9 protein-coding genes are annotated in these 12,069 nt (G+C 68.9%); 3 read left to right on the top strand and 6 right to left on the bottom strand.

Annotated elements, in window-relative coordinates; translation table 11 throughout:
• Nucleotides 1-915: a type II secretion system F family protein gene (locus ACIBL3_RS19990; protein WP_396354908.1), complete on the top strand. Its 915-nt coding sequence runs from the start codon at nt 1-3 to the stop codon at nt 913-915.
• Nucleotides 916-918: 3 nt separating this feature from the next.
• Here ACIBL3_RS19990 and ACIBL3_RS19985 read toward each other — a convergent pair whose 3' ends face one another.
• From ACIBL3_RS19985 to ACIBL3_RS19975, 3 genes are read right to left on the bottom strand one after another with little or no spacing between them, the layout of a single operon-like run.
• The gene (locus ACIBL3_RS19985; RefSeq protein ID WP_396354907.1) at nt 919-2,685 is read right to left on the bottom strand and encodes a helix-turn-helix domain-containing protein; all 1,767 of its coding nucleotides are present in this window, start codon (nt 2,683-2,685) and stop codon (nt 919-921) included.
• A 17-nt stretch (nt 2,686-2,702) separates the two neighbouring features.
• Entirely contained in the window at nt 2,703-4,004 is a 1,302-nt protein-coding gene (locus ACIBL3_RS19980; protein ID WP_396354906.1) for an MFS transporter, read from the bottom strand.
• Nucleotides 4,005-4,018: 14 nt separating this feature from the next.
• On the bottom strand, nt 4,019-4,750 hold the full coding sequence (locus ACIBL3_RS19975) for a 3-hydroxybutyrate dehydrogenase (protein WP_396354905.1): 732 nt from the start codon (nt 4,748-4,750) through the stop codon (nt 4,019-4,021).
• Between the two features lie 217 nt (nt 4,751-4,967).
• On the opposite strand from ACIBL3_RS19975, the gene ACIBL3_RS19970 reads away from it, so the two are divergent.
• Nucleotides 4,968-7,229, top strand: a complete 2,262-nt coding sequence (locus ACIBL3_RS19970; protein WP_396354904.1) for an FdhF/YdeP family oxidoreductase — start codon at nt 4,968-4,970, stop codon at nt 7,227-7,229.
• On the opposite strand, the gene ACIBL3_RS19965 is transcribed toward ACIBL3_RS19970, so the two are convergent.
• Entirely contained in the window at nt 7,204-8,367 is a 1,164-nt protein-coding gene (locus tag ACIBL3_RS19965; RefSeq protein WP_396354903.1) for an MFS transporter, read from the bottom strand. The two genes, ACIBL3_RS19970 and ACIBL3_RS19965, sit on opposite strands and share 26 nt — an antisense overlap.
• A 67-nt stretch (nt 8,368-8,434) precedes the next feature.
• Here ACIBL3_RS19965 and ACIBL3_RS19960 point away from each other — a divergent pair, with 67 nt between their 5' ends.
• On the top strand, nt 8,435-9,019 hold the full coding sequence (locus ACIBL3_RS19960) for a CGNR zinc finger domain-containing protein (protein WP_396354902.1): 585 nt from the start codon (nt 8,435-8,437) through the stop codon (nt 9,017-9,019).
• Here the strand turns inward: ACIBL3_RS19960 and ACIBL3_RS19955 are convergent.
• Together ACIBL3_RS19955 and ACIBL3_RS19950 are read right to left on the bottom strand one after the other, a co-directional pair.
• Nucleotides 8,982-9,668, bottom strand: a complete 687-nt coding sequence (locus tag ACIBL3_RS19955; protein ID WP_396354901.1) for a uridine kinase — start codon at nt 9,666-9,668, stop codon at nt 8,982-8,984. The genes ACIBL3_RS19960 and ACIBL3_RS19955 overlap by 38 nt on opposite strands.
• Nucleotides 9,669-9,738: 70 nt before the next feature.
• Complete coding sequence (locus ACIBL3_RS19950; protein WP_396354900.1) at nt 9,739-11,922, bottom strand: MMPL family transporter; 2,184 nt, start codon at nt 11,920-11,922, stop codon at nt 9,739-9,741.
• Between the last annotated feature and the right edge of the window lie 147 nt (nt 11,923-12,069).

Genomic DNA, 12,069 nt, shown 5'->3' with positions numbered 1-12,069 from the left:
ATGACCACAACCGTGTTCTTGATCGGCGGGCTCGCCGCCCTCGGCATCGCCATCGTGCTGGCCGTGATCAGCATCACCGCTCGGCCCGCGCAGGGCGGCGTCGCCACAGCACTCGCCACGATCGACAGCCACTACACGCGGCATGCGACGGAGCAGAGTGGGCCGGAGCGCGATCCGTTCGCGGCGCTGCCGGGATGGCTGCGCGGTTTGGCGGTCCGCCTGTCGCCGTCGGGCGTCGCCGCCAAGCTGCAGCGCCGGCTCGACCTCGCGGGCAACCCGTCAGGGTGGACGCCCGACCGGATCCTGGCCGCGAAAGGCCTTGGTTTGTTCATCCTCGGCGGCCTCGGCGCCGTCTACGGGCTGCGCAGCGTGGGCATGCTCATCGTCGCCACCGCCGTGGGCGCGACCGCGGGGTTCTTCCTGCCCGACATCCTGCTCTACAACGCCGGCGAGAAGCGTCAGCAGAAGATCCAGAAGGCTTTGCCGGATGGTCTGGACCTGCTCACGGTCTGCGTCGAAGCAGGTCTCGGATTCGACGCCGCGATGTCGCAGGTCGCTCGCAACACGCGCGGCCCGTTGGCGGCCGAGTTCTCCAGAGTCCTGCAGGAGACCCAGATCGGCACAACGCGCCCGCAGGCTCTGCGCGCGATGACCAACCGCACGACTGTGCCCGAGTTGCGAGCCTTCGTGTCGGCGCTGATCCAGGCCGGCGAGCTGGGCATCACGATCGCGGACGTACTGCGCGAACAGGCCAAGGAGATGCGGTTGCGGCGCAAGGCGCGCGCGGAGGAGAAGGCGCAGAAGGTGCCCGTGAAGATCCTCTTCCCGCTCGTGTTTTGCCTGTTCCCGTCGATGTTCATCGTCATCATCGGCCCGGGCGTCATCACCATTGCCGAGGTGCTGTTCGGCAAGTAGGTCTCAGCCGAGGGCTGTGCGCAGGCGGAGGGCTACTTGGAGATCCAAGGCGCGGTCCGGTTGTTGCCAGCCGTCGCCCAGCAGGGCGGTGATCCGGTCGAGGCGCTGCTGGACGGTGTTGGGGTGGATGTGGAGTGCGGTGGCGGCTCTGGTGGGGCTTTGGCCGGCGGCGAAGTACGCACGGAGGGTCCCGACCAGGTCGGTCCCGCGCTGGTCGTCGTACTCGATCACTGCGCCCAGCACGTGATGCACGTGAGCCCGTACGTCGACCTCGGCGGCACCGATCAGGCCGGCGACACCGAGGTCGTCCGGGGTCGCGGATTCGCCAGTGCGGCCGAGTCGCTGCATGGTGGTGACGAGGTGGACTGCCTGCCGGTGTGCCTCGACGACCGGATCGCCCCACGCCGCCGGGCCGGTGACGCCGATCGTGACGCCAGTGCGCTTCGCGACCTCGGCCAGCTCGCGTGCGGCGGTCGGAGCGTCGGTCCGAGCGACCAGGAGCACCAGGTCACCGCCGTACGGACCAGATAGGACCAGCTTGTCCTCGAGTGGCGCCGACAACCGAGCCCGTACGGCGGAGTGGTCACCACGGCAGACAGCTACAACAAGGCGGTCGTGGCGACGGTTCGGTGCCAACAGACGGAGGCGGTCGGTCAGCGTCCTGGGGTCGGCACTGCCACTCAGTACGTCGGCCAACAGGTCAGCCTGCGCGCGTTGAGACTGCTCGGCGGCCTGGCGACGGAACAGCAGCACCAGGGCAGTGACCACAGCCGCCCGCTCCACGATCCGCCGATCCGCTCCCGACAGGTCGTCGACACCGCCGATCACAAGTGCACCGAGCCGCTCGCGTTTGGCGGTCGCCGCCACGACCCAGCAGTCGCCGACGCGAGTCAACCGGCCGGACTCGGACTCCTGCCACGGTACGGCGGACCGGTCCGGCGAACCGGCGACCGCCAGTTCGTTGCCGACCGCATCGACCACGACAACCCACACGTCGAGGAGCTCGGCCAGCGCAGCGGCGATCGCGTCGACGTCACCGCCGGACAGCACGATGTCGGCGAAACGGTCATGCGCAGCGGCCGCATGCTCGGTCCCGGCGTGCGCCTCGGAGAGCTGGTCGAGTGCAGCCGCGGTCTCGGCCGCCGCACGGACCTGGACGATCGTCACGGCGGCGAGTGCCGCCAGCGACCCGAGCAGTGACACCTCCTCGCGGCTGAACGGCCGACGGGTCCGGTTGGACGCGAACAGCACGCCGACGAACGCGCCGTCGACGATGAGCGGCGTACCGAGGATCGCGACCAGGCCCTCCTCGCCAACCGCATCGTCGATCGGCGAGGTGTGCCGGAAGCGCCGGTCGGAAGGGTAGTCGGCCGTCCAGTACGGCTTGTACGTCTCCGCCACCAAGCCGCCGAGTCCGGCGCCGAGCGGCAGCCGCAGCTGCTGGAACGCGGCCGACACCGAGCCGTCGGTCGCCCGCATGTAGGTGTCGCCGCGAGCCGGGTCGTACAGGGTCAGGTAGGAGACGTCGGTGCCAATCAGCGTGCGAGCCCGGTGCACGATCGTGTCGAGTACGCCGCCAGGGTCGCGGGCCGAGGCCAGTTCGCGGGCGACGTCGACCAGGGCGGACAGCTCGGCTTCGCGCTTCTTGCTGGCGTCGATGCCGGCCCGGATCCGCAGCGCGAGGTCCCGGGCGACGGGGTCGTCCCCCGCCGCCCGGGCAAGCTCGCTTCCTGGCGCATCCTCGGCCAGTAGCCGCAGAAGCTCCTCCACGGTGGCGATGATGCCACCTAGACCGTGGTCAGGTCCCGCTTGCGGGTTTCGGAGTACGACGTCACCGCGATGACGGAGATGGCTGCGCAGGCGGCGACGTACACGGCGATCGCGTAGCCGGAGTCGTACGCCTTGAGCAGCGCGACCGCGATGAACGGCGCCAGACCGCCGGCGATGATCGACGCGAGTTGGTAGCCGACCGAGACACCGGAGTACCGGACCCGGGTGCCGAACAGCTCGGTGAAGAACGACGCCTGCGGCCCGTACATGGCGCCATGCAGCACCAGTCCGACCGTCACCGCCAGGGTGGCGAGCACAAAGCTCTTCGTGTCGACCAGTGCGACGAAGACGAAGGCCCAGACGCCCACACCGACCGCACCGATCAGGTACACCGGCTTCCGTCCGATCCGGTCGGACAACGCGCCCCACATCGGGATGGCGCAGAAGTGCACGGCCGCACCGATCAGTACGGCGTTCAGCGCGAACGATTTGCCCATGCCCAGGTGTTCCTTCGCGTACGTCGCGATCACGATGGTGAAGATGTAGTAGCTGACGTTCTCCGCCATCCGTGCGCCCATCGCGGTCAGGATCTCCCGCGGGTAGCGGGTGATCACCTCGAGCAGCGGCAGCTTGTCACTCGGCTGCTGCTTGGCCCGCGCCTCCTTGAACACCGGCGACTCCTCGATCCGCAGCCGCACCCACAGCCCGACCAGCACCAGCACAGCGGACAGCAGGAACGGGATCCGCCAGCCCCACGAGTCGAACGCCGCATCCGACTGGAACGCGGCCAGCCCGGCCAGCACACCGTTGGCGATCAGCTGGCCCGCCGGAGCACCGGCCTGCGGCCAGGACGCCCAGAAGCCTCGCCGTGCCGGATCACCATGCTCCGACACGATCAGTACGGCGCCACCCCACTCACCACCGAGTGCGAAGCCCTGGATGAGCCGCAGCACGGTCAGCAGGATCGGAGCGAGCGCACCGACCTGCGCGTACGTCGGCAGCAGGCCGATGGCGAACGTGGCGACGCCCATCATCAGCAGGGACAGCACCAGCAGGTTCTTGCGGCCCAAACGGTCACCGAAGTGGCCGAACACCACGCCACCGATCGGACGGGCGAAGAAGCCGACGGCGAAGGTGGCGAAGCTCAGCAGCGTCCCGGTGAGCTCCTCGCCCTTCGGGAAGAACAGGTCGCCGAACACGACCGACGCGGCCACGCCGTACAGGAAGAAGTCGTACCACTCGACGGTCGTGCCGACGAGACTCGCGCCGACCACCCGCACGATCGGCGTCCGGGTCTGGACCGGTTGTGTTGCTGTCATTGCGGTCTCCTGAGCTAGTGGGCGGTCCAGCCGCCGTCGAGTACGAACGAGCTCCCCGTCATTGAGGCGGACGCCGGGCCGCAGAGCATCGCGACCAGCTCCGCCACTTCGTCCGGCTCGATCAGCCGCTTCACCGCGACCGGCTCGAGCATGACCTTCTCCAGCACCTCTGACTCGGTCAAGCCGTGCGTGGCGGCCTGGTCCGCGATCTGCGCGGTGACCAGCGGCGTACGGACGTAGGCCGGGTTCACGCAGTTGCTGGTCACTCCATGGGCGGCGCCCTCCAGGGCGACCACCTTGCTGAGCCCTTCCAGTCCGTGCTTGGCCGCGACGTACGCCGCCTTGAACGGACTCGCTCTCAGCCCGTGCACCGAGCTGATGTTGACCACCCGGCCCCAGCCGGCGCCGTACATGTGCGGCAGCGACTGACGGATGAGGCGGAACGGCGACTCGAGCATGAGTCGCACGATGTAGCTGAACCGCTCCGGTGGGAACTGCTCGATCGGTGCGACCTGCTGGACGCCCACGTTGTTCACCAGGATGTCCACGTCGGCCGGCAGCTCCGGCAGCCGCTCCAGATCGGCCAGGTCGGCTACGACCGTCTGCACGCCCTCGAGCGCCTCGAGTCCGGCAGCGTCGTAGTCCACCGCGATGACCTGTACGCCGTCTGCCGCCAGGCGCCGGGCACACGCGGCCCCGATGCCGGACGCAGCACCGGTGACAAGAGCACGACGTGGGGTAGCCATGCCGGAGACTTTAGGAATCCGGTGCTACCCCCAGCCATGGGACCACCGCACACAAGTGACCGGTAAGATATGTGCCGACGGACTACCTGGGCAGCGGGACCTCCGACCAGTCGGTGTCCGAGGCCAGGTAGAAGCCCGGGTACGACGGCGCGACGGGACTCACTGACGACAGCTATCGAAACCGGCGCGGCTGATAGCTGGACCTTATGGTTGAAACATGGTCGATATCGAACAGCCGAAGAAGAAGGCCGCCGGCGTCCCCGCGGTGCTTTCGTCGTTCAAGTTCGGCTTCCGCGAGATGGGCCCGGTCCGGACCGGCAAGGTCTTCTTGAAGATGAACCAGGACGGCGGCTTCGACTGCCCGTCCTGCGCCTGGCCGGACCCGGACCACAAGCGCAAGCACGCCGCCGAGTTCTGCGAGAACGGCGCGAAGGCGGTCGCCTGGGAGGCCACCCGCAAACGGGTGCCGCGGGACTTCTTCGCGAGCCACTCGGTCGACCAGCTGAACCAGATCTCCGAGTTCGAGCTCGGCAAGCTCGGCCGGATCACCGAGCCGCTGCTGCTCCGGGCGGGCGCCGCCCACTACGAACCGGTCGGCTGGGACGAGGCGTTCCAGGTGGTCGCGCGGCACCTGAAGGGCCTCGACGACCGGAACGACGCCGTCTTCTACACCTCGGGCCGGACCAGCAACGAGGCCGCGTTCCTCTACCAGCTCTTCGTCCGCGCCTACGGCACGAACAACCTGCCGGACTGCTCGAACATGTGCCACGAGTCCTCCGGTACGGCGCTGTCCCGGGTGATCGGCAGCGGCAAGGGCGCGGTCACGCTGGAGATGCTCGAGCAGGCCGAGCTGATCGTGATCGTCGGCCAGAACCCGGGCACGAACGCGCCCCGGATGCTCAGCCACCTGGAGATCGCCAAGCGCAACGGCGCCGGCATCGTCTCGGTGAACCCGCTGCCCGAACCGGGCCTGATGAACTTCAAGAACCCGCAGCGCCCGAGCGGCTGGGTCGGGAAGGGGACGCAGCTGGCCGACCAGCACCTGCAGATCCGGATCGGCGGCGACCAGGCGCTGTTCCTTGCCGTCGGCCACCTTCTGCTCGAGGCCGAGGCGGCTGACCCGGGCACCGTGCTGGACAAGTCGTTCATCGACTCGCACACCAGCGGTTTCGAGCTCTACGCCAAGCACAACACCGAGCTCGACTGGCCCGCGGTCGAGCTGGCCACCGGGCTTCGCCGTACCGAGATCGAGGAGTTCGTCCAGCGGTTCATCGCCTCCAAGGCGACAGTGATCTGCTGGGCGATGGGCCTGACCCAGCACCGGGAGGCGGTCGCGACGATCAGCGAGATCGTCAACGTACTGCTTCTGCAGGGGAACATCGGCAAGCCGGGCGCCGGCCCGTGCCCGGTGCGCGGGCACTCGAACGTGCAGGGCGACCGCAGCATGGGGATCTGGGAAAAGATGCCGGACGCGTTCCTGGACCGGCTCGACCGGGAGTTCGCGTTCGCCTCACCGCGGGAACACGGCGTGGACGCGGCTGCGACCGTCACGCGACTGCGGGACGGCACGGTCCGGGTGTTCGTCGCGATGGGCGGGAACTTCGCCTCGGCGACACCGGACACCGAGGTCGTGCACCGCGGTCTGCGGGAGTGCGACCTGACCGTGCACGTCGCGACCAAGCTGAACAGGTCGCACACCGTCACCGGACGCGAGGCGCTGATCCTGCCGACGCTCGGGCGGACCGACCACGACCACACGCCCGCGGGTCCGCAGTCGGTGACGGTCGAGGACTCCCAGGGCGCGGTCCACCTGTCCACCGGCAACCTGATCCCGCCGGCGCCGGAGATGAAGTCCGAGATCGGGATCATCTGCGGGCTCGCGCAGGCCGTCGTCCCGTCGGTCGGCGAGATCCCGTGGGCGGATTTCGCCGACGACTACAGCCTGATCCGGCAGCGGATCGGGCGGGTGGCCGACGGGTACGAGGACTTCGAGGAACGGCTGCGGGCGAACGAGGGCGGCTTCCTGCTGGCGCACGCGGCCCGGGACCGGCGCGAGTTCCGGACCTCCGACGCGAAGGCGCAGTTCACCGCGAACGACCTGAGCTGGCTGCCGACCGAGCCGGGCCGGCTGTTGCTGCAGACGATGCGCAGCCACGACCAGTTCAACACCACGATCTACGGGCTGGAGGATCGCTACCGCGGCGTGCACGGGACCCGCGAGGTGGTCTTCGTGAACCCGGACGACCTGGCCGAGCTGGGCTTGAAGGACGGCGCGTACGTCGACATCGTGAGCGAGTTCGAGGGTGTCGAGCGACGGGCCGCCGGGTTCCGGCTGGTCTCGTACCCGACCGCCCGTGGCTGCGTGGCGGCGTACTACCCGGAGACCAACGTCCTGATGTCCGCCGACGACCTGGCGAAGGGCAGCAACACCCCGGTCGCCAAGGGCCTGACGGTCAGGCTGGAGCCAGTCTCGTCCTGAACCACGGCTGCAGCGCGGCCAGTACGACGGCTGTCGCCGCACTGGCGAGCCAGAGTCCTTCAGGTCCGAAGGACTCGAGCAGGCGCGTCACGGTGAGCGGCGCGATCGCGGTGGCGATTCCCCAGCTGAGTCCGAAGACGGCGAGGTAGCGGCCGCGGGCGTGGTCGGGCGCGAGCCCCGAGGCCAGCGTCAGGTAACGGGTGAGTAGAAACAGCTCGCCGAGGCTCCACAGAACTGCGGCGACGAGGAAGACGGTCAGGCTCTGGGCGAATGCGCTCACCACGAGGCCGACGGCGACCAAGGTGTAGCCGATCGTCAGCGCACGGTAGTCGTCCAGCTGCTGCACACGGAGCAGGCGTTGGGCAAGGATCAGGGTGACTGCCGAGACTGCGAGGATGAAGCCGGTGCCGGACTTCGGCAGACCCTGCTCGAGCAGCGTGAGCGGTATTCCGATCACCAACTGCATGTAGATGGTGGCGAAGACCGTGCCACCGGCGAGCAGCATCAGCAGTCGGCGGTCTCGCCATACCGCTGTCACGGTTGCTCGCTCGCGGTCCCGTCGTACGTCGGCCGGCAGCGCGCGGGCGACGAGGATCGCACAGGCTGCGCAGGTGGCGGCGTCGGCGGCGAAGAGCCACCGGAGGTCCCAGTGACTCAGGGCCGCGGCGAGGAGACCGGCGAGGACGCCGGCGGCTGCCATCGCGGCGCTGAGCAAGCCGTACGCCGCTGGTCGGTCAGCAGGCTCGGTGACGTCGGCGATCGTTGCCTGGCTTGGCGGTTCGTAGATCTCGAAGACCAGGCCGAGCAGCAGGGCGGCGAGGATCGCGGACCAGAGCTCAGTGGAGACAGCGATCCAGGTCTGCGCGACGGCGCAGCCGGTCAAGCCGAGGACGATCGTCCGGCGACGGCCCAGTCGGTCGGCCAACTGACCGCCGAGCAGCCGGGACGGGATCGTCACCAGGCCGAACAGGGCCAGGATCAGTCCGGTCTGGCTGAGCGACGCACCGAACTCGACCGTCAGCACGACCCCGAGGAACGGCAGGGTGAACGCCCCGATCCGGTTGACGGCCCGGGCGACCACCAGCACCCAGACCGCTCCCGGCAGCCGTGGCCGGACCGCTTGAGCTGCGACGCCCATCGCGACCTCCTCCTGCGTGACTATCTAAAGCGATATGGTTGGTCACGCGAGATCGACTGTACGGAGGATGGCCGTGACCGGTCAACTGTCTTTTGATAGTCACACGCGCAGCGTGCTGGCTGCGGCGGTGGAGTACGTGAACCGGCTGACGCCCGGCTACTCCGGCGGCTCCCCCGTCGCCGCGCCCGCTGACGCGGCGACGGCGGTCGGGGATGCACTGGCCGCGATCGGGTATCCGCGGCCCGACGTACCTCGGCCCGACGCGGAACGACTCGTCGAGTTGGCCGGCCGGATGCGGACCATCTTCGAGGCGGCGCAGGCGGATGACCTCGACCAGGCGGCGACGGGGGTCAACGCGCTGCTGCTCGACACCAACGCGCGCCCCCAGCTGGACCGCGGCCGGGATCGGCCGTGGAGCCTGCACTTCCACGGACCGAACGACGAACTCGCCAACGGCTGGGCGGCCGGCTGCGCCGCCGGTCTCGCGATCGCTATCGGCAGCGACCTCGCCGGTCGACTGGGCGTCTGCGCCGCCCCACAGTGCGACCGCGTCTTCGTCGACGTCTCCCGCAACGCGCAACGTCGCTTCTGCTCACCTCAATGCCAGAGCCGCGTCAAAGCCGCGACCCACCGAGCCCGCCAACAAAGCTGAGGGCGGCCGGATCCTGGTTGTCGAGCAGGATCTGGGCCCGGGCCTGAGGTTGGACCTGGGCAACGTAGAGCTTCTCGCCGGGAATGTACTTGGTGCGATACCGGTGCTCAGCCGCCTCTGCCGACGGCATCCAGGCCTGGTCGCGGGCAGTCCCCCGACGAAGTACTTCATCGAACGTGATGTCCACGTAGACGCGCAGATCCCAGTAAGCGTTGAGCTCCGGCCGCTGCAGAAACGCTCCATCGACCAGCAGTACGGCGTCCTCGGCCGCGACTGCGACCGGCCGCTCGAGCTCGGTCTGAGCAGACGGATCCATCAGGCCGGTGGTGTAACGACGATCGCCACCCGGACCGAGCGGAATCAGCAGCCGGTTGCGGATCGCCTCGTGATCCCAGGTCTCCAGGTAGTACCCGTCCGGCGAGTCCACCGGGTACGTCGTCCGGAGCGCGACCGCACGCTTGAAGTAGTCGATCCCCACCCGGATCACCTCGCGTTCGGTGCGATCCCGCAGTACCTCGGCCAACTCGTCCGCCAGCGTCGTCTTGCCCGCCGCCGAACAGCCGTCGATCGCGACCCGGACCGGATGCGGCCGTTCCACCGCGAGCACCAGCTCCGCCAGCTTCCCCAACGTCTCAGCCCGCTGCGCCACGCCGCCTCCTCATCCACCGGGCGAGCGCCCCACCATAGTGCGGTGAGGCGCTCGCGTCGTAGTGGAATTGTCAGCCGACTGGGGTGAGCTCGCGCTCATCCTCGGCCGGGGCGGCAGCCGCGTGCTTTGCGCGGGGGCGGAGCCACTTCGGGGCCCACCAGTTGGCGTTGCCCAGCAGGGTCATCATGCTCGGCAGCACGACCGCGCGGATGATCGTCGCGTCGATCAGGATCGCGACCGCCAGACCGACGCCCAGCTGCTTCATGTCCAGCGTGCTCAGCGTGGCGAACACCGCGAAGACACCGATCATGACCGCCGCCGCGCTGGTGACCACACCCGCGGAGCCGGTGATGCCTTCGGCAACTGCCTGCCTGGTCGGCACTCCGCGAAGCACCGCCTCGCGGATCCGGCTGACGACGAACACGTGGTAGTCCATCGACAGACCGAACAGCACCACGAAGAGGAACAGCGGCAACCAGGAGACCACCGCGCCGTTCGAGCGGAAGTCGAGGATCCCCTCGGCCCAGGTGTTCTGGAACACCGCGGTCACGACCCCGTAGGCCGCGCCCGCACTCAGCACGTTCAGGAAGATCGCGGTCAGCGCGACCACCACCGACCGGAACGTCACCATCATCACGATCATCGTCAGCAGCAGCACGAACCCGATCACCAGCGGCAGCTTCGACTTGGTGTGGGCCGCGTAGTCGACGTCCGCGGCCACGAAGCCACCGACGGCGTACTCGGCGCCCGGCACCTTGCCGACCGTCTCCGGCATCAGCTCGTTGCGCAGCTTGGTCAGCGAGTCGCGCGCCTCCTGGCTACCACCCTCGTACGGCGTCGCCACCTCCATCACGGTGACCGTGCGGTCCTTGGAGACCCGCGGCTCCTCGAGCCCGTCCTGCGCGTAGAGCTTGTCGTTCTGCGTGCGCTTGTTCAGCTCGGTCAGCGCAGCCGCGACCGCCGGCTGCTGGTCGGCCGGAGCACGTACGGCGACCTCGTGGCTGGTCCCCGTGCTCGGGAAGGCCGCGGTCAGCCGGTCGTACGCCTTCATCACCGCGGTGTCGCGCGGCAGGTCCTCGGTGCCCGGGAACTTCAGCGTCATCCCCAACGCCGGCGACGCAACCGCGAGCAGCGCGGTGACCGACACCAGCAGCGTGGCCACCGGGTGCTTCAGCGCCGGCTTCAGCACCGCCGGCCAGAACCGCGGCTTCCCCTTGCTCGCAGTCAGCCGCCACACGAACGGGATCCGCGGCCGATCCACCCAGCGACCCAGCTTCGCCAGCACGGCGGGGAGCACGGTGAGCGAGCCGACGACGGCCACCGCGACGACCAGGATCGAGCCGACCGCGAAGGACGAGAACACCGTGTCCCGGGCCAGGAACAGCCCGGCCATCGAGATGATGACGGCCATACCGGAGACGACGACAGCGTGACCCGAGGTGGCCGCGGCGATCTCGACCGCGTCGACGTGACCGCGACCCTTGGCGCGTTCCTCACGTTCGCGGCGAAGGTAGAAGAGCGAGTAGTCGACGCCGACCGCCATACCAATCAGCAGGATGACGCTGTTCACCGCGTCGACCGCGGGAACGAGTTGAGACGCGGCGGCGGAGAGGCCGATCGCGGCGGCGACGGCGGACAGCGCGAGCACCAGCGGCACACTCGCCGCGATCAGCGCGCCGAACGCCACCAAGAGAATCGCCAGCGTCACCGGCAGGCTGAACATCTCCGCACGCTTGAAGTCCTTGCCGAGTGTCTCGTCCAGAGCCTTGCCGATGGACAGGCCACCGACCTCCTCGATCCGGAGGTTCGGGTACTGCTGCTGGACCTGGGCCGTGGTGTCGAGCAACGGCTGTACGCGGTTGTCATCGCTTCCGTCCTTCAGGGTGACCCTGACGATCAGGGCGTCCTTGTTCGGCGACGGCATCGGCTGAGCGACCTCCGCGACCCCACCGAGGGCGCGCATCCGCTGGATCACCACACCTGCCGCCTTGGCCGCTTCGGCCTGGTCGAGCGTCCCGGACGGCGAGGTGATCAGCACGCTCTCCACGTCCGGGTCGGCGAAGTTGCCGGACTTCACGATGTTGTCCGCGCGGGTCACCTCGCCGATGTCGCCGTCACCGTCGGACTCCTTGGTGCCGGTCACCGAGCCGAGTGCGAAACAGGCGATCACCACGACCACCCACATCGCGATCGCCCGCCACGGATGGGTGGCGCTCCAGCGTGCCACCCGGACCGTGATCTGTCCCCTGGCCATACGTTCCCTGCCCCTCTGCGCCCCCTCCGGCGCCCCACCCAGCGCACCTGGCGTGGCGCTGGCTACAGGTCAAAAGCCTGGTCGCTGGAGGGTGGTCGCCACCATGCAGGAAGCCACCGAGTTCACCCTGAGGAAAACCCCACCCCT

The sequence above is a fragment of the Kribbella sp. NPDC050124 genome, from assembly GCF_044460355.1.
GTDB lineage: Bacteria > Actinomycetota > Actinomycetes > Propionibacteriales > Kribbellaceae > Kribbella.
This window is presented reverse-complemented; position numbering and strand designations above follow the sequence as displayed.

Coding starts and splice junctions, on each gene's coding strand:
- ACIBL3_RS19990 (WP_396354908.1), top strand. CDS start 1: ATGACCACAACCGTGTTCTTGATCGGCGGGCTCGCCGCCCTCGGCATC.
- ACIBL3_RS19965 (WP_396354903.1), bottom strand. CDS start 8,367: ATGGGCGTCGCAGCTCAAGCGGTCCGGCCACGGCTGCCGGGAGCGGTC.
- ACIBL3_RS19975 (WP_396354905.1), bottom strand. CDS start 4,750: ATGGCTACCCCACGTCGTGCTCTTGTCACCGGTGCTGCGTCCGGCATC.
- ACIBL3_RS19970 (WP_396354904.1), top strand. CDS start 4,968: ATGGTCGATATCGAACAGCCGAAGAAGAAGGCCGCCGGCGTCCCCGCG.
- ACIBL3_RS19980 (WP_396354906.1), bottom strand. CDS start 4,004: ATGACAGCAACACAACCGGTCCAGACCCGGACGCCGATCGTGCGGGTG.
- ACIBL3_RS19960 (WP_396354902.1), top strand. CDS start 8,435: ATGGCCGTGACCGGTCAACTGTCTTTTGATAGTCACACGCGCAGCGTG.
- ACIBL3_RS19950 (WP_396354900.1), bottom strand. CDS start 11,922: ATGGCCAGGGGACAGATCACGGTCCGGGTGGCACGCTGGAGCGCCACC.